Below are 20,092 nucleotides of genomic sequence, written 5' to 3' on the forward strand. Positions count from 1 at the left end.
TCAGGGGCGGCGGCCTTGCGGCTACCAGGCGACCGGCAGCTCGTACACGCCGTAGACCACCATGTCGTGACGGAAACTCAGCTCTTCCAGAGGTACGGCCAGACGCAGGTCCGGCAGCCTGCGCAGCAGCGCGGGCAGGGCCTCGTGCAGTTCCACGCGGGCGAGGGACTGGCCGAGACACTGGTGGACGCCGTATCCGAAGGCCACGTGTCCGCGGGCGTCGCGGGCGAGGTCCAGGACGTCGGCGGGCTCGAAGACGCTGTTGTCCCGGTTGGCGGAGGGCACACCGAAGACCAGCATCTCGCCCTCCCGTACGAGGTGACCGCCGACGTCGAGATCCTCGGTCGCCACGCGCACCAGCATGTCCTGGGCGATCGACAGGTACCGCAGCAGTTCCTCGACGGCGTCGGCGACCACCTTCGGATCGTCGGTGTCCCGGATCCGGGCGGCCTGGCGGGGGTTCTCCAGCAGGGCCAGCGTGCCCAGCGCGATCATGTTGGCCGTGGTTTCATGCCCTGCCATCAGGATGACCATGCTGTTCATGGCCACGTCGAGATGGGTGAGGTCTCCGGTGACCACCCGCTCGGTGACCAGCCGGCTGACGAGGTCGTCCCCCGGTTCGCGCTCCTTGCGCTTCACCAGGTCCAAGAGGTAGCCGAACAGTTCACCGCCCGCTGCCTGCCTCTCCTCCTGTGGGACTCCCTTGCGCATCAGCGTGGCGCTGCGTGTCTGGAAGAAGGCGTGGTCGTCGTAGGGCACCCCGAGCAGCAGCGAGATCACCAGGGACGGAATCGGCAGGGCGTAAGCGCGCACCAGGTCCGCCGGTGATCCTGTGGCGATCATCTCCTCCAGGAACCGGTCGACCAGCGACCGGACCTGCGGCCGCATCGCCTCGACCCGTTTGACGGTGAACTCGCCGGTGAGGGTGCGCCGGATACGGGAGTGCTCGGGGGCGTCCATCCGCGGGAACGCCTGCGGCTGGCCGCGCTGCTGGGTTTCCATCAGCTGCGGATAGCGATGCCCGTCGGCACTGAGCCGCGGATCGCCCAGTACCTGCTTGACATCGTCGTACCGGGTGACCGCCCAGGCGATGCGGCCATTGCTCAACCGTACCCGGGTCAGCCCCTCGGTACCCCGCCAACCAGCCAGCACGGGGGGCGGGTCGAAGGGGCAGCCGGGGGAACGGGTGCCGGGGTAGTCGGGAAGGCTGGTGTCGTCGTTCGGCTGGGTCTGGTCGGTCGCCGTACTCATGGTTGCTCCTGTGGGGGGAGGGGATGGACGAGCAGTGGTCCGCCGGAGCAGGGCGTGCGAGGCGCCTGCTCATGGGTGGTGTGTGGTGCTCCGCAGCGGGTGGGCCATCTCCATGCCGGGGTCAGCGGGGATGAAGGAGTCGGTCTCGTCCCGGATCCGGTCGAGGTGGTCGCGTACGTCCTCGGCCGTCAGCGCGGGGGTGGGGTAGCCCCGCGTCCGTGCGACGAAGAACCGCGCAACCTGTCCGGCACCTGCGGCGCAGACCTCACCGGACACCGGGCAGTCCTCGTGGCCAGGAAGGCGACCACGGGCGAGACCAGCGCCGGGTCGACGCTGCGGGTGAGGGTGTTCATCATCTCCAGGGCCGCGGGATCGGCGGGGCGGCCGTTCGCGCCGCCGATCCGCGAGTCCGCCAGGGATCCGGCGAGCATGCGGGTGGCGGCGACCGGCCCTCGTGCTGCAGGGCGCTCGAGCCGTGTCACCAGGCGATCGGCAGCGCGTGGACGCCGTAGATGCTCATGTCGTTGCGGAACGTGATCTCCTCCGGTGGCACCGCGAGCCGCAGGCCGGGCAGCCGGCGCAGGAGCACGGGCAGGGCGATCTCGAGTTCGGCACGGGCCAGGACCTGTCCGAGGCACTGGTGCACGCCGTGTCCGAAGGCCACGTGTCCGCGGGCGTCGCGGTCGATGTCGAGGCGCTCGGGGTCACTGACGAAGCCGGGATCCCAGTTGGCCGCCGAGAGGTTCATGACCAGGAGGTCACCGGCGCGGACGAGCTGGCCGCCGATCTCGATGTCCTCCGTGGCCATGCGGGTGACCACGCTGTGCACGACCGTGAGATGGCGCAGGAGTTCCTCCACCGCGCGCGAGACCACCTTCGGATCGTCCGTGTCGCGGATCCGCGCGAGGGTGTCCGGGTTCTCCAGCAGCGTGAGGGTGCCCAGCGCGATCATGTTCGCGGATGTCTCGTGCCCGGCGTTGAGGAGGATGAAGCCGTTCACAGCCAAGGTCTCGCGGCTCAGCTGCCCCTCATGGAGGTGCTCGCGCACGACACGGCTGATCAGGGCGTCGTCCGGCTCGCGTTCCTTCTTCCCGATGAGGTCGAACAGATAGCCGAGGATCGACCCTCTGGCCTTCTGCCTCTCCTCCTCCGTGGCGGTGCGGCTCATCAGGACGGAGGTGATGTCCTGGAAGTAGGCGTGGTCGTCGTAAGGCACCCCCAGCAGCATCGAGATCACCAGGGAGGGAATGGGCAGCGCGTACGCCTGGACCAGATCCGCGGGGCTGCCGGAGGCAACCATGGTGTCGATGAACTCGTTCGCCATCTCTTCGATCTGCGGGCGCAGGGCCTGGACCCGCTTGACCGTGAAGTCCTTGGTCAGCATGCGGCGCAGACGGGCGTGTTCGGGGTCGTCCATCCGGGGAAACATCTGGGTGCCGGGGCCCATGCTGATCTGCTGCATCGGGACCTCTGCGCTGATCCGCGGATCCGTCATCGCGCCCGTGACGTCCTCGTACCGGCTTACGGCCCAGGCGGCGTGGCCCCTGAAGTTCACCCGACGCAGACCACCCGTCTCACGCCACTCCCGGTACTCGGGGGCGGGGGCCAAAGGGCAGCGTGCGTCGCGGTCAGCGGGGAACTCGGGAAGACCGATGGCGTCATCGGTGCCGGTCGTGGTGGACATGGAACCTCCTGGAGCGTCGTGGGCGACGCGTGCAGTACCTCTGCGTTCTCGAGTGGTCACGACGGCTGCTCACCAGTACCTCGGCGCCTTCACCGGATCATTAGCGAGCCGACACGCAGCAGTAACTGGCAGTTGACTGCCAGTTCCATGGTGCCCCTGATGCAAGTGGCAGTCAACTGCCTGTTGGTACTCTGTCCTCGTGGCCACCGATTCCGAGCGACTCCTGCGGACAGACGCAGCCCGCAACGCCGAGCGGATCCTGCGCTCCGCCCGCGAGGTTTTCGCGGAGAGCGGCCCCGACGCGCAACTGGAGGAGATCGCCCAGCACGCCGGGGTCGGTATCAGAACGCTCTTCCGGCGCTTTCCCAACAAGGCCGTCCTCGCGAAGGCCGCCTTGGAGCAGGGCATCGCCGAGTGCATCGCTCCCGCCATCGAACAGGCACTCCTCGATGACGACCCGCTACGCGCACTCAACTCCGTGATCGACGCCGCCATGTCGCTGGCCGCCCGCGAGCACAACACCCTGGCCGCCGCGAGAAACGCCGGCGCCGTCATCTCGGACGCCATCGGCCCGTACTACGCGTCGCTGACCCTTCTCACCCGTCGCGCCCAGGAGGTCGGACGCATCCGCGCCGACCTCGTACCGGACGACATGCCCAGAATCATGGCCATGCTCTTCAGCCTGCTGTGGACCATGGACCCGGCCGGCGACGGCTGGCGCCGCTACCTCTCCCTCATCCTCGATGGCTTGTCACCGGCGGCGGCGACCCCGCTTCCCGAGTCCGTTCCGCTGCGGCCATCACCACGACCTGGAAACTGGACGATCTGACGCGGCCGAACGCTGCCCCTCGGCAAGACACTCGCCTCCACCCAACGGACGGAACCTCGTACGGCATCCCCAACCCATCGGCGGGTGGAACACGTCCGACAAGGCTGCTTCGATGGGTGACTCCGACGCGGGTTCAGCCCCTTGAGTGCCCAAGATTCCAGGAACTCGCGCGCTTCCACCCTGGCCGTAGTACAGCTCCCCAGGGCCGCATCCGGAGCTGCATCCGCGGCGGCCGGACTCCATGAGTCCATGGGCGATGAGTCTCGTCGCGGTCGCCAGTCTCTATCCCCGACACGCGATCAACCGCGTCCGAGGAGAACATCATGACCGCTACCTACACATTCGACGTCTTCTCCAGCCTCGACGGCTTCGGCGCCGCCGGCGGCAACTGGACCGGCTACTGGGGCAAGCAAGGCCCAGAGCTCCTGGACCACCGCCTCGCCCTGTACAGAGAGGAGCAGCGGATGGTCTTCGGGGCCAACACGTATCGGGCGTTCGCGCGGATGCTGGCCTCGAGCACCGAGGAGTCCGAGGTGCGTGACCCGTGGGTCACACGGATGAGGAGCCTGCCCGCCACGGTGGTGTCGACCACGCTGGAAGGATCCCTCGACTGGCCCGATGCGACCGTCGTGAGCGGCGATGCCGTCGACGTCGTCGCCCGGCTCAAGGAGGAGTCCGAGGTGCCGTTGCGCTCGCACGGCAGCCTGTCGATGAACCGGGCGCTGATGGCCGCCGGTCTGGTCGACCGCGTCCAGGTGACGCTCTTCCCCGTGATCACCGGTCAGACCGGGCTGGACCCGATCTTCCAGGGCGCGGCCGACTTCGACCTCGAGTTGATCGAGCACCGAACGCTCGACGGCCACGTCCAAGAGCTCATCTACCGGCCCACCCTGCATGTCTGAGTCCGTTCACGCACCGCGAGCGGGTGCCGGCGTTGCCCCGCCGCGTCTCTGCCCCGCCGCCGAGGGCTCACGTCGCTAGGGCTCACGCCGTAAGGGTCACGCCGCCGAGGGCTCACTCCGTCGGCGGCTCGCCCCGCCCGCACGCACGACGATCATGACGACGATGGTTCGCGTCCTCCTGGGCCAGTCGCCGCAGAAGCCTGACGACCGGCTCGAACAATGCGGACAGCACCACCGCTCGCTCGGCGAGGGCGATCCGGTCCTCGATTCCGTCGAGTTGCGCGAAGTCCAGGTCTGCGGTGGATGTGGCCAGCCGTGCGTAGGGGAGGAGGTCGTCGGTCGTGTAGTCGGTGCCAAGTCGCCCCAACGCTGCGAGACTTGTGGCGAGCGCCGGGCGGTGTGGTGACTCGTCGGAGATCTGCCAGCCCATGCTCTTGATGAGAGCCTCGACCCTCGCGGCGGCTCCGCCTGGCACCGTTGTGTCATCAGCGCTTCCCACCCCGTCGTCGTCCGTGCCGCCCTCGCCTCCCTTGCCGTTCTCGTCCGCTGAGGGCACGGGCAGTGCGTGGTGGATGACGCCGAGGGTCTCAAAGGCGTCCAGCGGCCGGTCGACGGCATCGAGCACTTCACGGGCACGGGCGACGGACAGTCCGCCGAGCTGGATGAGGGAACGGATCAGGCGTAGCCGCTGGACGTGCTCCTCGCCGTACTCCACCGCTGTCGGATTCAGCGCCCGTCCCTCGGGGAGCAGTCCTTCCCGTCGGTAGTACTTGATGGTCGCCACCGGCACCCCCGACCGGCGACTGAGTTCCGAGATCCTCATGCGCTCCCTCACCCTCAACTGTCCCACCAGTATCGCGTTACCCGGGGTTGCCCCGCGATCCTGATAGTGCCACTATCGGGTACTCGGTAGTAACACTATCGAGTGCCTCTTCGGCGTGCCCGCTTCCTCGGTGCGCGTGGACAACACGCTCCCGCGGAAGCCGTCGGCACCGCCACGGCCCCACCCAGCCGTAGCTCATCCCCGCGCCGGACCTGGGCCCGTCGGCCCTGGGTCCGGTCGTCCCGTACGCCTCGACAACGGAGGATCACACAATGTCCCAGCGATTCGGCAAGACCCACTGGAAGCGCTTCGCCGTCGGTGCGGTGCCGACGGTGGCCGCGACCGCGGCGGTCGCCGTCTCCATGGCTCAGGGTGCGCTGGCCGCTTCGTTCAGCATCTCGGGTTCCGACTTCAAGGTCTCGGCCGGTTCTCTGAGCGGCACCGGATTCGGCAACTACGCCACGGTGGACGTCGCCAAGAACGGCAAGCGCGTGCCCGTCTCGGTCTCGTCCATCAAGAACGCGAAAGTCGTGGACATGTGCCAGTCCGTCCCGGTGAACATTCCCGTGCTCGGGACCTACACGATGTCACTCAAGGCCGGCGGGTCGGGTACGCCCGTCAAGGCGAAAAACCTGTACATCGACATGACGGACCTTCAGGCGAAGACCGGCACCTTCAACAACGTCGACATCGGTGTCGCCACGGGTTCCATGACCAAGGGTCAGGTCAACCCGAAGGACCACGTCGATCCCAACGGCTATGCCCAGCAGGCGGACTCGGTCGAGATCATCGAGGCCCACCAGAGGGTCTGGGCCACCTCTGCGGGGACGTTCGAACTGGCGGGCCTGCACATGAACATCGCGGCCGGCCGCCACGACTGCTTCTGACCTCGCCCCGCCCCGTCGTCTCCAGTGCGCGGAAGCGCCCGGCGACGGCCCGGGGCGCCGGCATCCCCCCACGGACACCATCACTCACTCACGACTTGGGAACCGCTACATGACGAGTGTCGGCGCATCCGCGCACCCCCACAGTGACAGCGGCTTCACCCGCGCTCGCCGGAACTTCCGGACCTGGCGGCGCACCCGCCCCTTCTGGGCGGGCCTGCTGGTGCTCCTTGCCGCCGTGCCCATCATCTACTTCCCTTACTTCAACCTCTCCCTGGGCGCCTTGTCCGTGGCGATGTCCACCACCGGAGGCGCCGGATCCCTGGTCATCGGCCTGACTCTGATCGTCCTCGGCGGACTCCTCTGGTTCCAGCCGGTCATCAGGTTCTTCGCCGGCTGCGTCGCCGTCTTCCTCGGCGTGCTGTCGCTTCCCATCTCCAATTTCGGCGGTTTCCTCGCCGGCACATTCCTCGCGGCCACGGGCGGACTCCTTGCCCTGGCGTGGGGTCCGGTGGACGGGCACCCCAAGGGCATACCCGCCGATACTGAGGGGTCGTCCGCTCCGGAGGGAGGGCAGGCGGATGAATGACCAGTCGCCCGACACCCGTGGCGAGGCCGCGGCACCCCGCTTCACCCGGCCGCCGAGAGGCCGGCACGCCATCCCCCGTACGTCCGCGCTGACGCGCCTGCGCCTGCCGGTGGGGAAGGCTCTCGCCCTGACCGCGCTACCGACCGCTCTCGTCCTCGGAGGCCAACGCCTGCCCGAGTCCGTCGATACGAGCACCACCGCGGCTCTGTCCGCTCCCGAAGCGGGGCCGGGCGGACCCGCCGGAACCAGTGGTGTCGACTGTGACCGTCCCGGCGACACGTCAGCACCTGCGACGGGGCCTTCGCCAAGCCCCACTCCGTCCGCTGGTTCCAGCACGTCCAGCGCTCATCCGGACGGCGAGGCCGTCAAGCCGCGCGAGCACCCGGACGAGGAGGGGACGGGCCCGACCCCGCCCCCGGCACCGACCGCCACCCCGTCACCCAGCACGACCTCCACCACGACGGGCCTTGCGGACATCCTCGGCCCCCTGTATCTCCCTCACGACGACACCGGGCAGGAAAGTCCGGCAGCCCACGCGAGCCCCTCGCCGAGCTCGGCCGGTCCGACGCCGAAGGCCACAACCGCATCCGGCCCACGGCTGCCGACAGCGCGGCCATCACCCACCCCCAGCCATCGGACCGCCCAGCCGTCGCCGCGACCGGAGTCCCCCCAGGGAACCGCCCGTAACTGCGACATCGGTGATCTCAAGGCCCCCGAGGACCATCAGGCCGGCCGATTCGCCGCCGAGGCATGGAAGATGCAGGGGAGCCGCCTCGACCTGCGCGACCTCGTCTTCCACGGGGTGGTGACCGTGGACACGGCCGCTGGACCGAAGCGGGTGCTCAAGTTCTCCGCGGCGGCCGTCTCGATCCATGACCTGAAGATGTCGGTGCCCGTCGGCCCGCAGATCCAGCACATCGACGGAGCGCCCGGTTCCACGTCCACCCTGCGGGGCGACGAGGTCACCCTGTACGTCGAAAGCCTGACGGGCACTCTCTCCAGCGTCGAGAACGTTCCCACGCCGCCCGTCCTCCGCCTGCACCTCACCCCCGACACCGTGCCGGAGTGGCTCTACGACACGGTCGGGAAGCTCGGCCTCAAGCTCCAACTCAGCCTGAACGACGCCGACATCGACCAGGCCGGACAGACGGGCGGAAAGCTCGTCATCCCGGGGATCCACGGGTACGGAACGCCACGCTGAAGCCGGCGGGGACCGCCTCGGCTTTGACCCGCGAAACCGATCAGTTTACGATGCAGCCGGAAACTGATCGGTTTCAGCGGAAGCGGGCGCCGATGCGGTCGTGTTGTCGAGATCGGAGTAAGGCATGCGCGAAATTCAACCCTTTCGGGTCCTGCGCGCGAAACCGCTGTGGATTGCCAACGGTGTCATCACGGGTGTCCTGGCGCTGTTGTTCACCGTGTTCTATGTCGGCGCCAGCATCGATCCGGTCGATCACATGAAGAATCTGCCCGTGGGTCTGGTCAACGCCGACAAGGGGGCCGCTGTCGGTGGCGAGCAGGTCAACCTGGGCAGGCAGATCACCGAGTCGATCAAGAAGTCCACCGCGAGCGGGGGCAAGATCGACTGGAAGGTGATGGACGAGAAGGAGTTGAAGGGCGAGATCGGCAAGGGCAAGGTGTTCGGCGCGCTCGTCGTGCCCGCTGACTTCACCGCCTCCGTCACCGCGCTGACCGACGCCTCGGCCACCGGGACCCCGGTCCGTCCGACGCTGACGGTGCTGACCAACCAGTCCGCCGGCAGCGTGGGCTCCAGCCTGGCCCGGACGGCGACGACGCAGGCGGCCGAGAGCGCCTCGCTCCAGGTGGGCAAGGAGCTGACCGCGCAGAGCGGGGCCGGGCAGGCCGAGCTGCCCGCCGCGGCGCGCGTCCTGCTCGCCGACCCGGCCGCCGTCACCGTCAAGGACGGGCATCCACTCGACGCGCACAGCGGTCTGGGCCTGACGGCGTTCTACTACGCGCTGGTCCTGGTGGTCGTCGGCATGCTCTCCGCCAACGTCATCAGCGGCCAGGTCGACCACGCTCTGGGCTACACCCACAACGACATGGGCCCGCTGCGCCTGCATCGCCCGCTCATCCGGGCCACCCGGGCGCAGACCCTCGCCATCAGCAGCACCCTCATGGCCGGTCTGTCCGTGCTGATGGGAAGCCTGGTCATGGCGGGAGCGGTCGGCCTCATGGGGATGGACGCCTCCCATCTGCCGCTGCTGTGGCTGTACTCGGTGTGTGCCATCGCGGTCTCCGGGATCGGCGCGCTCTCCCTCCTTGCCGTCTTCGGCACGCCCGGCATGCTGCTGGTCACGCTGGTCTTCATCGGGATGGCGGTGCCGACGGCCGGCGCCACCACGCCGATCGAGGCGCTGCCCGGCTTCTACCGCTTCCTCGCGGAGTTCGAGCCGCTGCGGCAGATCACCGGTGGGATCCGTTCGATCCTGTACTACGACGCTCAAGGCGACTCCGGTCTGACCCGGGGCTGGGTGATGATGGCCGTCGGTCTCGCGGTGGGTGCGCTGTTCGGGTTCGGTGTCACGGGCTGGTACGACCGCAAGGGGCTGCACCGAGTCCCGGCCGAGAAGAAGCCCGAGGAGACTGCCGTCGCGGTGTAGCGGCGACCTGGCCGGCCTGGGTAAACTGATCGGTTTCAATTTCGGGAAAACCGAGTTAGCCTCACACCATGACCACACAGGCGAAGCCGACCTCTCGGGAGCGGCTGTTGGAGGCGGCGGCCACGCTCGCCTATCAGGAGGGCGTCAGTATCGGCGTCGAGGCGTTGTGCAAGGCGGCGGGGGTGTCCAAGCGCTCGATGTACCAGCTGTTCGAGAGCAAGGACGAACTGCTGGCGGCGAGTCTGGAGGGACGAGCCGAGTCCTATGCGGCCTGGCTCCTGCCCGCGGCGGGCGATGGCCTTTCACCCCGTGAGCGGATCCTGTACGTCTTCGGACGGCTGGAGTCGCAGGCGGGCGGGCCCGAGTTCCGAGGCTGTCGGTACCTGGCTGTGCAGATCGAGCTCAAGGATCAGAGCCACCCGGCGAGCCGGGTCGCGAGTCGGATCAAGGGGAACCTGGAGGCCTTTTTCCGTGCCGAGGCCGAACAGGGCGGGGCGAGCGATCCCGATCTGCTGGCCCGGCAGCTGATCCTGGTCTTCGACGGCGCCAGTGCCCGTGCGGGGATCGGGGCCGACATCCTGGCCGGGCTCATCGTGCCCACCGTGGCCTCCCTGCTCGATGCGGCAGACGTGCGCTGACGAGACGGGTGGGCCCGTTCTTGTCCTAAGTTGCTTCGTGCAACGTGCTAGATTTGACGGCATGTTGGGCCGGACCTACGAAAATCAGCTGTGCTCCATCGCCCGAACCCTTGAAGTGGTCGGTGAGCGCTGGACTTTGCTGATCGTTCGCGACGCGCTGCTCGGGCTGCGCAGGTTCGAGGAGTTTCAGGACAGCCTGGGTATTGCCCGCAACGTGCTCACCAGCCGCCTCTCCAAGCTGGTCGACGATGGTTTGCTGGAGCGGGTCTGCTATCAGGAGCGGCCCGCCCGCTATGAGTACCGGCCGACGGACAAGGCCAAGGACTTGCTCACCGCCTTGCTTTCCCTGATGCACTGGGGCGATGAGCACGCCGAGGGCCCGGCCGGCCCGCCGCGGGTCTCCAGCCATGTGGGCTGCGGGGGCAACGTCCGGGAGCAGCTCGTGTGCACCGAATGCGGACAAACGGTGAGGCCGGACGCCGTTCTCCTGCTTCCCGGCCCAGCGCTCACCGACTCCCCGGCCTGACGTCCCGGACGTCCCTCGACCCAATCGCCACCTCTTGGTGCCCGGTGCCCCAGCGCACCGACCGCGCGCTGACCCGTAACTGCTCGGCGACCCCGGCGCTGCGCTGGATGCCTCATGCCTCATGCCTCAGGGCGTTCGGCGACGGTCAAGTCGTGTCGGCCCCGCGACATCACCTTGACAACCTCGCTCTCTGCATTGGCAGTTGCTTCACGCAACTCATATGGATAGGGTCGAGTTGCTTTATGAAACTCACTCGTCCCGCTCCCGTGAGGTGATGCCCGATGGCCAAACAGAACAAGCTCGACGACCATCCCACCGTCGTCCAGGTCCGCCGGCGGCGCGACCGCGACGCCGCCCGGCCCGCCGAGCCGCTGGATGCGTCATGGCTGCGGGAGCTGTGTCTCGAAGCGGGTGCGGACGACGTGGGTTTCGTCGAGATCGACCGGCCGGAAATCGCCGACCAGCGAGCCGACCTGGGCGCCGCGCTGCCGGGTGTCCGCACGCTGATCAGCTTCGTGGTGCGAATGAACCGGGAGAACATCCGCACTCCGGCGCGCTCGGTGGCAAACCTGGAATTCCATCACAGCGGCGACCACACCAACGAGGTGGGCCGCCGAGTGGTGGGCAAGCTGGAGGCGATGGGTGTGCGCGCCGTCAACCCCGCTATGGGTTTTCCGATGGAGATGGACAAGTTCCCCAGGAAAACGTGGGTCGTCGGGCACAAGCCGGTCGCCGTGGCGGCCGGGCTCGGCAAGATGGGCATCCACCGCAACGTCATCCATCCCAAATTCGGCAATTTCATTCTGCTGGGCACCGTGCTGATCGACGCCGAGATCAGCGACCAGTCCCGGCCTCTCGAGTTCAACCCCTGCCTGGAATGCAAGCTGTGCGTGACCGCCTGCCCGACCGGGGCGATCGCCTCCGACGGTCACTTCAACTTCTCCGCCTGCTACACGCACAACTACCGCGAGTTCATGGGTGGCTTCGGCGACTGGGCCGAACAAGTCGCCGAAAGCCGTGACGCCGACGACTACCGCTCGCGAGTGAGCGACAGCGAGAGCGCCTCGATGTGGCAGAGCCTGTCCTTCGGCGCCAACTACAAGGCGGCCTACTGCATGTCGGTATGCCCGGCCGGCGAGGACGTCATCGGCCCCTGGCTGGACGATCGCAAGGCGCATCTGACCCAGGTCGTGCGCCCACTGCGGGACAAGGAAGAGACCGTCTACGTCGTCCCGGGTTCCGACGCCGAGCAGCACGTGGCCGCCCGGTTCCCGCACAAACACACGAAGCATGTAGCGATGAGCTTGCGAGCGAACAGCATCGACGCTCTGGTGGAAGGCCTGCCGCTGATCTTTCAGCGCGAACAGGCCAAGGACATGTCCGCCACCTACCATTTCACCTTCACCGGCGACGAGTCTCGCCAGATCACCGTGACCATCCGCGACCGCGAACTCGATGTCGCCGACGGACATCACGGTGAGCCGGATCTCAGGATCACCGCCGACACGCGCACCTGGCTGCGTTTCCTCAGCAAGCCGTCAATGTTGGCGTGGGCACTGGTGCGTCGCCAGATCAAGCTGCACGGCTCCCCCCGACTGCTGCGCGACTTCGGCCGTTGCTTCCCGTCCTGATCCGCCAGAAAAGGACCCATCACCGAATCATCACTGGAAATGGAAGGCCGATCATGAGCACTCTCAGCACCGAAGTCGAGCGCGACCTCGTGGTGGAACGCAAGGAAACGGCGGCCGAAGGGGTCGTGCTGCTGACGTTGCGCGACCGGGAAGGCCGGCCGCTGCCGGAATGGCAGCCGGGCGCGCATATCGACCTGATACTGCGAGCCGACTTGGTCAGGCAGTATTCGCTGTGCGGGGACCCGGGGGACCGGTCCCGACTTCAGGTCGCGGTGCTGCGCGAACCGGAAAGCCGGGGCGGGTCGAGCCACGTGCACGACGTGCTCACGGAAGGTGAGTCGGTGCGCATTCGCGGGCCACGCAACCACTTTCCGCTCGTGAAGGCCAAGAACTACCTCTTCATCGCAGGCGGAATCGGCATCACCCCCATCCTGCCCATGGTGGCAGCCGTCAACGCGAGCCGCGCCGACTGGCGCCTCGTCTACGGGGGCCGTACCCGAGCGTCGATGGCGTTCGGCGAGACTCTGCGGCGGGCCTACGGAGACCGGGTGAGCCTGCGGCCGCAGGACGAATACGGCCTGCTGGACCTGCCTTCGCTGCTCGGCAAACCGCAACGGAAGACAGCCGTCTACAGCTGCGGTCCGGAACCGCTGCTCGCGGCGGTCGAATCCGGCTGCGAGAAGTGGCCGAGCGGAGCCCTGCACCTGGAGCGCTTCGCCCCGAAGGCGGACGTCACCGCCGGGCCGCGCACGACCTTCCAGGTCGAACTCGCCCAGTCCGGCAGGACACTGAAGATTTCTGAGGACATGTCCATCCTCGAGGCCGTCGAAAATGCCGGTGTGCCGGTGCTGACCTCGTGCGAGGAGGGAATCTGCGGAACCTGCGAGACGACGGTGTTGTCCGGGGAGATCGACCACCGCGACTCGGTCCTCAGCGACCAGGAGCGCGCCGCAGGGGACACCATGATGATCTGCGTCTCCCGAGCCAACAGCGACCGCCTGGTCCTCGACCTCTGATCTGGGCAGGGCGGCTTGGTGGGCGCCGGGTCCGCGGCCCGCTTCTACACGCGGTACGGCATCAAGGAGACCGACATGCCGGCGGACGCCGACAAGCCGATCCCCGTTGGGGTCTGAACCCGGAAGTTCCCGATCGGTGTGTCCAGGAATAGCCGCGGACACACCCCGCGTTGCCGCGAGCATGACGACGAATGTGCCACGGCCCGAGGTGCTGCGATACACCGCCTTCTCCAGCGCCCCCGACGGCGGAAACCCCGCCGGCGTCGTTCTGGACGCCACCGCCCTGGACGACGGCGACATGCTGGCCATCGCCGCCGACCTCGGCTACTCGGAGTCCGCGTTCCTGACCGCGCCCCCGGAGGGCCTCGGTGGCCAGGAGGGGCGGGCGTACAGCATCCGTTACTTCAGCCCCAAGGCGGAGGTGCCGTTCTGCGGGCACGCCACCGTCGCGACCGCCGTCGCGCTCGCCGAACGGATAGGCCCCGGGGAACTGGTGTTCGCGACGCGCGCCGGCACCGTGCCGGTGGAGGTGGCCGAGGAAGGCGGGACGGTCAGGGCCACGCTCACCAGTGTCGAGCCGCACGTCGAGGAGATCGCCGACGCCGACCTCGCGGAGGCGCTCGCCGCGCTCGGCTGGCCGGCCGCCGATCTCGATCCGGCCTTCCCGCCCCGTATCGCGTTCGCCGGTGCCCGCCATCTCGTCCTCGCGGCGGCGACGCGCGCTCGCCTCGCGGATCTGGCGTACGACTTCGCGCGCCTCGAAGCCCTGATGCACCGACTGGACCTGACCACGGTCCAGTTGGTGTGGCGGGAATCGGCCACCGTCTTCCATGTCCGTGACCCGTTCCCCGTCGGCGGCGTCGTCGAGGACCCGGCGACCGGCGCCGCGGCCGCCGCGTTCGGTGCGTACGCCCGTGAGCTCGGCCTGGTCCCCGAGGACGCCGTCCTCACCCTGCACCAGGGCGAGGACCTGGGCCGCCCCGGCGAGCTCACGGTGACGCTGCGCGCGGGTGACCCGCGCGTCCGGGTCGGCGGCGCGGGAGCTCGCATCAGCTGAAGCGCCGGCCATGACGGCAGTGCGGGCACAGTTTCTCCGTCGGCCGGCCTCTCAGGCGGGGGAGTCCGGCGTATCGGTTCCGTCAAAAGCGGACGGGTCGCCGTATAGAAGGCGTCAACGGCGGTCGAATCCGGTCGGTGAGGAGCTTTCCTCGAATCGTCTGTTCGATTCGAACCTCATCTAGGAGCTCGCGATGGCCGACCTGGCCTTCGTCGTCACCACGATCGCGGTATTCGCGTTGGTTGCTCTCGTCGCCAAGGGGGTGACGAAGCTGTGACCGCCGAGAACGTCGTCGGCCTGGTCGTGGCCGTCGCCTTGCTGGGCTATCTCGTCCTCGCCCTGGTCTTCCCGGAGAGGTTCTGAGCGCCCCGATGAGCCCCTTCCTCGCCGGTGTGCTCCAGCTGCTCGCGCTGATCACCGCGCTGGCCCTGGCACACCGTCCGCTCGGCGACTACATGGCCCGGGTCTACTCCTCCGACACGCACCTGCGCGTGGAGAAGTGGATCTACAAGGGCATCGGCGCCAACCCGAACACCGAGATGCGCTGGCCCGCCTACCTGCGCGGCGTCCTCGCCTTCTCGGCCGTCAGCGTCCTCTTCCTGTACCTGTTGCAGCGGGTGCAGGGTTCGCTGCCCGGCTCGCTGGGTTTCTCCTCGATCGACCCGGACCAGGCGTTCAACACCGCCGCGTCCTTCGTCACCAACACCGACTGGCAGTCGTACTACGGCGAACAGGCCATGGGCCACGTCGTGCAGACCGGCGGCCTCGCGGTGCAGAACTTCGTCTCCGCGGCGGTCGGGATCGCTGTCGCGGTGGCCCTCGTCCGTGGCTTCGCCCGCTCGCGCACCGGTGAACTGGGCAATTTCTGGGCCGACTTGGTGCGCGGCACTGTCCGTATCCTGCTGCCGCTCTCCGTCGTCGCCGCGATCGTGCTGGTCGCCTGCGGCGTGCTCCAGAACTTCTCCGGGATTCACTCCGTCGGCCAGTTCGTGGGCGGCTCGCAGGAGTGGAACGGCGGGGCGGTCGCCTCGCAGGAGGCCATCAAGGAGGTGGGGACCAACGGCGGCGGCTACTTCAATGCCAACAGCGCGCACCCCTTCGAGAACCCCAACGCGTTCTCGAACCTCTTCGAGATCTTCCTGCTCCTGCTGATCCCGTTCGCGCTGACCCGGACCTTCGGCCGGATGGTCGGCTCGCTGCGGCAGGGGTACGCGATCCTCGCCACGATGGCGACCATCTGGGTCGGCTTCATCTGCCTGATGTGGTGGACCGAATTCGCGCACCACGGCCCGGCGTTCGAGCTCGCGGGCGGTGCGATGGAGGGCAAGGAGACCCGCTTCGGCATCGGTGCCTCGTCGATCTTCTCGATCTCCACGACGCTCACCTCGACCGGTGCGGTGGACTCCTTCCACTCGTCCAACACCGGTCTGGGCGGCGGGCTGAACCTGCTGGGCATGCAGCTCGGCGAGATCGCGCCCGGCGGCACCGGCTCGGGCCTCTACGGCATGCTGATCATGGCGGTCATCGCGGTGTTCATCGCCGGCCTGATGGTCGGCCGTACGCCCGAGTACCTGGGCAAGAAGATCGGCACCCGCGAGATCAAGTTCGCGGCCTGCTACCTCCTCATCACCCCGGCGCTGGTGCTCGTCTTCACCGCCGCGGCGATGGCGCTGCCCACCCCACCGCACTCCATGCTGAACTCCGGCGCGCACGGCTTCTCCGAGATCCTGTACGCCTACACCTCGGGCGCCAACAACAACGGCTCGGCCTTCGCCGGCCTGAACGCGAACACGCAGTGGTTCAACACCACGATCGGCATCGCGATGCTGCTCGGGCGGTTCCTGCCGATGGTGTTCGTGCTGGCGCTGGCCGGTTCGCTCGCCGAGCAGAGGCCCGTCCCGGCCACCGCTGGCACCCTGCGCACCGAAAAACCGCTGTTCACCGGGCTCTTGGTGGGCGCGATCCTCATCATCACCGGTCTGACCTACTTCCCGGCCCTGGCCCTGGGACCACTGGCGGAGGGGCTGGCGTCATGACCACTCGCACAGAGAAGCACACAGCGAAGCAAGGGGACGGCGTGTCCACGACTACCCCCACTCGGGCGCCGCACAGTGACGCGCCCACGGGCGGCAAGGACGAAGGCCGCGTCGGCGCGGGCCTGTTCGACCCGAAGCAGCTGCTGAAGTCGCTGCCGGAGGCGTGCCGCAAGCTCGACCCGCGGGTGATGGTCAAGTCCCCCGTGATGTTCGTGGTGCTCGTCGGCTCGGTCCTGACCACCGTCTTCTCCTTCAAGGACCCGGGCGACTGGTTCGGCTGGGCGATCAGCGCCTGGCTCTGGCTCACGGTGATCTTCGCCAATCTCGCGGAGGCGGTCGCCGAGGGCCGCGGCAAGGCGCAGGCCGACACACTGCGCAAGGCCAAGACCGATACCGTGGCCCGCCGTCTGGCGGGCGACCGGGAGGAGCAGGTCGCCGGCACCGAGCTGCGCGTGGGCGACCTGGTCGTCTGCGAGGCGGGCGACATCATCCCCGGCGACGGTGACGTCGTCGAGGGCGTCGCGTCCGTGGACGAGTCGGCGATCACCGGTGAGTCGGCCCCGGTCATCCGGGAGTCCGGCGGCGACCGCTCGGCCGTCACCGGCGGCACGAAGGTCCTCTCCGACCGCATCGTCATCAAGATCACGACGAAGCCGGGCGAGACCTTCATCGACCGCATGATCGCCCTGGTCGAGGGCGCCGCCCGGCAGAAGACGCCCAACGAGATCGCGCTGAACATCCTGCTCGCCTCGCTGACCATCGTCTTCCTGCTCGCGGTGGCCACCCTGCCGCCGCTCGCGGACTACGCGGGCACGCACCTGACCATGGTCGTGCTGGTGGCCCTCCTGGTCTGCCTGATCCCGACCACGATCGGCGCGCTGCTCTCCGCGATCGGCATCGCGGGCATGGACCGGCTGGTGCAGCGCAACGTCCTGGCCATGTCGGGCAGGGCAGTCGAGGCGGCGGGTGACGTGTCGACGCTGCTGCTCGACAAGACGGGCACGATCACGTACGGCAATCGGCAGGCGTCGGAGTTCGTGCCGGTGCGCGGGACGGCCGAGGCCGAACTCGCCGACGCGGCCCAGCTGTCGTCGCTGGCCGACGAGACGCCCGAGGGCCGCTCCATCGTCGTACTGGCGAAGGAGAAGTACGGGCTACGCGAGCGCCCACCCGTCGCCCACCACCACCCTTCTGAGGAAGCGCTTCGCGCCCTTGATCCTGGCGAACTGTCGCACGCCGAGTGGATCGCCTTCACCGCCCAGACCCGGATGTCGGGCGTGGACGTCGACGGCCGCAGGATCCGCAAGGGCGCCGCCGTTTCGGTCATCGCCTGGGTGCGCGAACAGGGCGGCACCGTCGCCGAGGACGCCGGCACCCTCGCCGACCGGATCTCTGAGGCGGGCGGCACCCCGCTGCTCGTGGCCGTCGAAGACACCGAAGGCGCCCGGATCCTGGGCGTCATCCACCTCAAGGACGTCGTCAAGGAGGGCATGCGCGAGCGGTTCGACGAGCTGCGCCGCATGGGCATCAAGACCGTCATGATCACGGGCGACAACCCGCTGACGGCGAAGGCGATCGCCGAGGAGGCGGGTGTCGACGACTTCCTCGCGGAGGCCACTCCCGAGGACAAGATGGCGCTCATCAAACGGGAGCAGGCGGGCGGCAAGCTCGTCGCGATGACCGGCGACGGCACGAACGACGCGCCCGCACTCGCCCAGGCCGACGTCGGCGTGGCGATGAACACCGGTACGTCGGCCGCCAAGGAGGCCGGCAACATGGTCGACCTCGACTCCAACCCGACCAAGCTCATCGAGATCGTCGAGATCGGCAAGCAACTCCTCATCACCCGGGGCGCGTTGACCACCTTCTCGATCGCCAACGACGTCGCGAAGTACTTCGCGATCATCCCGGCGCTGTTCGCCGCGGTCTACCCGGGCCTGGACAAGCTCAACATCATGAACCTGGCCTCGCCCGACTCCGCGATCCTCTCCGCTGTCATCTTCAACGCGCTGATCATCATCGTGCTGGTGCCGCTCGCCCTGCGCGGTGTGCGGTACCGGCCGGTCAGCGCGGACAAGTTGCTCCGCCGCAACCTCGGTATCTACGGCCTGGGCGGGCTCATAGCCCCCTTCATCGGCATCAAGATCATCGACCTGCTCATCTCCCTCATCCCCGGGATCGGCTGACGACCATGAACAACTCGGTTACGAACACTGCCCGGTTGCTCTGGGCCGGCCTGCGCGCCCTTCTCGTCCTGACCGTGGTGACGGGCATCCTCTATCCGCTGGCCATCACCGGCGTCGCCCAGGGGATCTTCCCCGGCAGGGCGAACGGCTCGGAGATCAAGGCGGACGGCAAGGTCGTCGGCTCCTCGCTCATCGGCCAGGCGTACAACCTGCCGATCAAGAAGGGCCAGGAGACGCCGGAGCCCGACCTGAAGTGGTTCCAGGGGCGCCCGCAGAACGGCCTCGGCACCAACACCGTCAACACCCAGTACAAGCTGATCCTGTCCGGAGCGACGAACCGTTCCGCTGACAGCGCCGAACTGGTCAAGTGGGTCAAGGACGCCAAGGCCGCGGTCATCAAGGACAACTCGACCCCGGACTACGAGGTCGAGCCGTCCGAGGTGCCCGCCGACGCGGTCACCTCCTCCGGCTCGGGGCTGGACCCGGACATCTCCCCGGCCTACGCCGGCATCCAGGTCCACCGGATCGCCGAGCGGAACGGCCTGTCCCTCGCCCAGGTCCACCAGCTCGTGGACGAGCACACGGACGGCCGCATCCTCGGCTTCATGGGCGAGCCCACGGTCAACGTCCTGGAACTCAACATCGCGCTCGAGGAACTCGTGGCGAAGAACTGACAGGAAAGGCGCACCCCGATGACGCGAGTGCTGGTGGTGGAGGATGATCCCCAGCTCGTCCGGGCACTGGTGATCAACCTGCGGGCGCGCCGGTACGGCGTCGAGGTGGCGCCCGACGGCGCCACCGCACTGCGCCTCGCCGCCGCGCGCCGGCCGGAGGTGGTCGTCCTCGACCTGGGCCTGCCCGACATGGACGGCGTGGACGTCATCAAGGCCCTGCGCGGCTGGACCCGCGTACCCATCCTGGTGCTGTCCGCGCGCCGGGCGTCCGACGAGAAAGTCGCCGCGCTCGACGCCGGAGCCGACGACTACATCACCAAGCCGTTCAGCATGGACGAACTCCTCGCCCGGCTCCGGGCCGCCGTCCGCCGGACGGAGACCGTGCCGCTCGCCCCCGGGACGACACTGGTCACCACGGACGACTTCACCGTCGACCTGCTCGCCAGGAAAGCCACCCGCGACGGCCGCGACGTACGCCTCACCCCCACCGAATGGCACCTCCTGGAGATCCTGATCTGCAACCCCGGCCGCCTCATCACGCAAAAGCACCTGCTCCAGGAGGTGTGGGGCGCCTCCCACAGCAACAAGACCAACTACCTCCGCGTGTACATGGCCCAGCTGCGCCGCAAACTGGAGGCAGACCCCTCCCATCCGCGCTACCTCATCACCGAGCCCGGCCTGGGCTACCGCTTCGAGACCTGACACGCTCCCGACCGCATACGACCCCGTACGTACGACCCAG

Annotated in this window: 20 protein-coding genes; 16 read left to right on the forward strand and 4 right to left on the reverse strand. The window is 68.3% G+C overall.

The features are described from left to right. Positions 1–21: 21 nt before the first annotated feature. From AB0I77_RS20980 to AB0I77_RS20990, 3 genes are all read right to left on the reverse strand, one after another. The gene (locus AB0I77_RS20980) at positions 22–1,251 is read right to left on the reverse strand and encodes a cytochrome P450 (RefSeq protein WP_363284133.1); all 1,230 of its coding nucleotides are present in this window, start codon (positions 1,249–1,251) and stop codon (positions 22–24) included. Between the two features lie 69 nt (positions 1,252–1,320). Next, positions 1,321–1,527 carry a hypothetical protein gene (locus AB0I77_RS20985; protein WP_363284134.1) on the reverse strand — a complete coding sequence of 69 codons (207 nt, stop codon included), beginning with the start codon at positions 1,525–1,527 and terminating at the stop codon, positions 1,321–1,323. Positions 1,528–1,729: 202 nt separating this feature from the next. Then, a complete protein-coding gene (locus tag AB0I77_RS20990; RefSeq protein WP_363284135.1) occupies positions 1,730–2,935 on the reverse strand; it encodes a cytochrome P450 in 1,206 nt (401 codons plus the stop codon). Positions 2,936–3,134: 199 nt separating this feature from the next. Here AB0I77_RS20990 and AB0I77_RS20995 point away from each other — a divergent pair, with 199 nt between their 5' ends. After that, positions 3,135–3,764, forward strand: a complete 630-nt coding sequence (locus AB0I77_RS20995) for a helix-turn-helix domain-containing protein (RefSeq protein WP_363284136.1) — start codon at positions 3,135–3,137, stop codon at positions 3,762–3,764. A gap of 323 nt (positions 3,765–4,087) precedes the next feature. Beyond that, positions 4,088–4,666 carry a dihydrofolate reductase family protein gene (locus AB0I77_RS21000; RefSeq protein WP_363284137.1) on the forward strand — a complete coding sequence of 193 codons (579 nt, stop codon included), beginning with the start codon at positions 4,088–4,090 and terminating at the stop codon, positions 4,664–4,666. Positions 4,667–4,778: 112 nt separating this feature from the next. Here the strand turns inward: AB0I77_RS21000 and AB0I77_RS21005 are convergent, their stop codons facing one another. Further along, positions 4,779–5,489: a MerR family transcriptional regulator gene (locus AB0I77_RS21005; protein ID WP_363284138.1), complete on the reverse strand. Its 711-nt coding sequence runs from the start codon at positions 5,487–5,489 to the stop codon at positions 4,779–4,781. 272 nt (positions 5,490–5,761) lie between these two features. Here AB0I77_RS21005 and AB0I77_RS21010 point away from each other — a divergent pair, with 272 nt between their 5' ends. From AB0I77_RS21010 to AB0I77_RS21075, 14 genes are all read left to right on the forward strand, one after another. Then, positions 5,762–6,376, forward strand: coding sequence for a DUF6230 family protein (locus AB0I77_RS21010; RefSeq protein WP_363284139.1), 615 nt, complete (start codon positions 5,762–5,764; stop codon positions 6,374–6,376). Positions 6,377–6,485: 109 nt separating this feature from the next. Beyond that, positions 6,486–6,962 (forward strand): DUF6114 domain-containing protein, encoded by a 477-nt coding sequence (locus AB0I77_RS21015; RefSeq protein ID WP_363284140.1) that lies wholly within the window; start codon positions 6,486–6,488, stop codon positions 6,960–6,962. Then, a complete protein-coding gene (locus AB0I77_RS21020) occupies positions 6,955–8,163 on the forward strand; it encodes a hypothetical protein (protein ID WP_363284141.1) in 1,209 nt (402 codons plus the stop codon). The genes AB0I77_RS21015 and AB0I77_RS21020 overlap by 8 nt, the downstream gene beginning before the upstream one ends. A gap of 124 nt (positions 8,164–8,287) precedes the next feature. Further along, a complete protein-coding gene (locus AB0I77_RS21025) occupies positions 8,288–9,586 on the forward strand; it encodes an SNG1 family protein (protein ID WP_363284142.1) in 1,299 nt (432 codons plus the stop codon). 68 nt (positions 9,587–9,654) lie between these two features. Beyond that, the gene (locus tag AB0I77_RS21030) at positions 9,655–10,224 is read left to right on the forward strand and encodes a TetR/AcrR family transcriptional regulator (protein WP_363284143.1); all 570 of its coding nucleotides are present in this window, start codon (positions 9,655–9,657) and stop codon (positions 10,222–10,224) included. A 61-nt stretch (positions 10,225–10,285) separates the two neighbouring features. Next, positions 10,286–10,750: a helix-turn-helix domain-containing protein gene (locus AB0I77_RS21035; protein WP_363284144.1), complete on the forward strand. Its 465-nt coding sequence runs from the start codon at positions 10,286–10,288 to the stop codon at positions 10,748–10,750. Positions 10,751–11,031: 281 nt separating this feature from the next. Next, a complete protein-coding gene (locus tag AB0I77_RS21040) occupies positions 11,032–12,381 on the forward strand; it encodes an SCP2 sterol-binding domain-containing protein (RefSeq protein WP_363284145.1) in 1,350 nt (449 codons plus the stop codon). A gap of 53 nt (positions 12,382–12,434) precedes the next feature. Further along, positions 12,435–13,397 (forward strand): PDR/VanB family oxidoreductase, encoded by a 963-nt coding sequence (locus AB0I77_RS21045; protein WP_363284146.1) that lies wholly within the window; start codon positions 12,435–12,437, stop codon positions 13,395–13,397. Positions 13,398–13,578: 181 nt separating this feature from the next. After that, positions 13,579–14,454, forward strand: a complete 876-nt coding sequence (locus tag AB0I77_RS21050) for a PhzF family phenazine biosynthesis isomerase (RefSeq protein WP_363284147.1) — start codon at positions 13,579–13,581, stop codon at positions 14,452–14,454. Between the two features lie 273 nt (positions 14,455–14,727). Next, entirely contained in the window at positions 14,728–14,817 is a 90-nt protein-coding gene (kdpF, locus tag AB0I77_RS21055) for a K(+)-transporting ATPase subunit F (RefSeq protein ID WP_037802756.1), read from the forward strand. Positions 14,818–14,825: 8 nt separating this feature from the next. Next, the gene (kdpA, locus tag AB0I77_RS21060) at positions 14,826–16,490 is read left to right on the forward strand and encodes a potassium-transporting ATPase subunit KdpA (protein WP_363284148.1); all 1,665 of its coding nucleotides are present in this window, start codon (positions 14,826–14,828) and stop codon (positions 16,488–16,490) included. Beyond that, positions 16,487–18,676, forward strand: a complete 2,190-nt coding sequence (gene kdpB, locus AB0I77_RS21065) for a potassium-transporting ATPase subunit KdpB (RefSeq protein ID WP_363284149.1) — start codon at positions 16,487–16,489, stop codon at positions 18,674–18,676. Before kdpA ends, kdpB begins: the two co-directional genes overlap by 4 nt. A 5-nt stretch (positions 18,677–18,681) precedes the next feature. Then, positions 18,682–19,350: a potassium-transporting ATPase subunit C gene (locus AB0I77_RS21070; protein WP_363284150.1), complete on the forward strand. Its 669-nt coding sequence runs from the start codon at positions 18,682–18,684 to the stop codon at positions 19,348–19,350. Between the two features lie 18 nt (positions 19,351–19,368). Beyond that, positions 19,369–20,052, forward strand: a complete 684-nt coding sequence (locus tag AB0I77_RS21075) for a response regulator (protein WP_363284151.1) — start codon at positions 19,369–19,371, stop codon at positions 20,050–20,052. The last annotated feature ends 40 nt before the right edge of the window (positions 20,053–20,092 follow it).

The sequence above is a fragment of the Streptomyces sp. NPDC050619 genome (assembly GCF_040654815.1).
In the GTDB taxonomy this organism is placed as follows: domain Bacteria; phylum Actinomycetota; class Actinomycetes; order Streptomycetales; family Streptomycetaceae; genus Streptomyces.

Bases quoted from the DNA above. Each gene is read 5' to 3' on its own strand.
- AB0I77_RS20980 (WP_363284133.1), bottom strand. From the start codon at position 1,251: ATGAGTACGGCGACCGACCAGACCCAGCCGAACGACGACACCAGCCTT.
- AB0I77_RS20990 (WP_363284135.1), bottom strand. From the start codon at position 2,935: ATGTCCACCACGACCGGCACCGATGACGCCATCGGTCTTCCCGAGTTC.
- AB0I77_RS21000 (WP_363284137.1), top strand. From the start codon at position 4,088: ATGACCGCTACCTACACATTCGACGTCTTCTCCAGCCTCGACGGCTTC.
- AB0I77_RS21005 (WP_363284138.1), bottom strand. From the start codon at position 5,489: ATGAGGATCTCGGAACTCAGTCGCCGGTCGGGGGTGCCGGTGGCGACC.
- AB0I77_RS21010 (WP_363284139.1), top strand. From the start codon at position 5,762: ATGTCCCAGCGATTCGGCAAGACCCACTGGAAGCGCTTCGCCGTCGGT.
- AB0I77_RS21015 (WP_363284140.1), top strand. From the start codon at position 6,486: ATGACGAGTGTCGGCGCATCCGCGCACCCCCACAGTGACAGCGGCTTC.
- AB0I77_RS21020 (WP_363284141.1), top strand. From the start codon at position 6,955: ATGAATGACCAGTCGCCCGACACCCGTGGCGAGGCCGCGGCACCCCGC.
- AB0I77_RS21025 (WP_363284142.1), top strand. From the start codon at position 8,288: ATGCGCGAAATTCAACCCTTTCGGGTCCTGCGCGCGAAACCGCTGTGG.
- AB0I77_RS21030 (WP_363284143.1), top strand. From the start codon at position 9,655: ATGACCACACAGGCGAAGCCGACCTCTCGGGAGCGGCTGTTGGAGGCG.
- AB0I77_RS21035 (WP_363284144.1), top strand. From the start codon at position 10,286: ATGTTGGGCCGGACCTACGAAAATCAGCTGTGCTCCATCGCCCGAACC.
- AB0I77_RS21040 (WP_363284145.1), top strand. From the start codon at position 11,032: ATGGCCAAACAGAACAAGCTCGACGACCATCCCACCGTCGTCCAGGTC.
- AB0I77_RS21045 (WP_363284146.1), top strand. From the start codon at position 12,435: ATGAGCACTCTCAGCACCGAAGTCGAGCGCGACCTCGTGGTGGAACGC.
- AB0I77_RS21050 (WP_363284147.1), top strand. From the start codon at position 13,579: ATGACGACGAATGTGCCACGGCCCGAGGTGCTGCGATACACCGCCTTC.
- kdpA (WP_363284148.1), top strand. From the start codon at position 14,826: ATGAGCCCCTTCCTCGCCGGTGTGCTCCAGCTGCTCGCGCTGATCACC.
- kdpB (WP_363284149.1), top strand. From the start codon at position 16,487: ATGACCACTCGCACAGAGAAGCACACAGCGAAGCAAGGGGACGGCGTG.
- AB0I77_RS21070 (WP_363284150.1), top strand. From the start codon at position 18,682: ATGAACAACTCGGTTACGAACACTGCCCGGTTGCTCTGGGCCGGCCTG.
- AB0I77_RS21075 (WP_363284151.1), top strand. From the start codon at position 19,369: ATGACGCGAGTGCTGGTGGTGGAGGATGATCCCCAGCTCGTCCGGGCA.